The 534-nt window shown below is 57.1% G+C and carries 1 protein-coding gene; it reads left to right on the top strand.

Features of this window, described 5'->3' with window-relative positions:
• On the top strand, nt 1-534 hold a 534-nt coding region (locus DNU06_RS17635), incomplete at both ends, for a TetR/AcrR family transcriptional regulator (RefSeq protein WP_111064799.1).

Below are 534 nucleotides of genomic sequence, written 5' to 3'. Positions count from 1 at the left end.
GAGCAGGAAATTCTCGACACTGCACTCAAGTTGTTCCTCGAACAAGGTGAAGACAGCGTCACCGTCGAGATGATTGCGGATGCCGTGGGTATCGGCAAAGGCACGATCTACAAGCATTTCAAATCCAAGGCCGAAATCTACCTGCGCCTGATGCTCGACTACGAGCGCGACTTGAACGAGTTGCTGCACTCGGCCGATGTCGACAAGGACAAGGAGGCCCTGTCCAGGGCCTATTTCGAATTCCGCATGCGTGACCCGCAGCGCTATCGCCTGTTCGACCGCCTGGAAGAAAAAGTGGTCAAGGGCCACCAGGTGCCGGAAATGGTCGAGGAACTGCACAAGATCCGCGCCTCGAACTTCGAACGCCTGACCCTGCTGATCAAGGGTCGCATCAGTGAAGGCAAGCTCGAAGATGTGCCGCCGTACTTCCACTACTGTGCCGCCTGGGCCTTGGTGCATGGCGCCGTGGCGCTGTACCACTCGCCGTTCTGGAGCAATGTGCTGGAAGATCAGGAAGGTTTCTTCCAGTTCCTG

Source organism: Putridiphycobacter roseus (genome assembly GCF_003234935.1).
Taxonomy (GTDB): Bacteria; Bacteroidota; Bacteroidia; order Flavobacteriales_D; family Crocinitomicaceae; genus Putridiphycobacter; species Putridiphycobacter roseus.
This window is presented reverse-complemented; position numbering and strand designations above follow the sequence as displayed.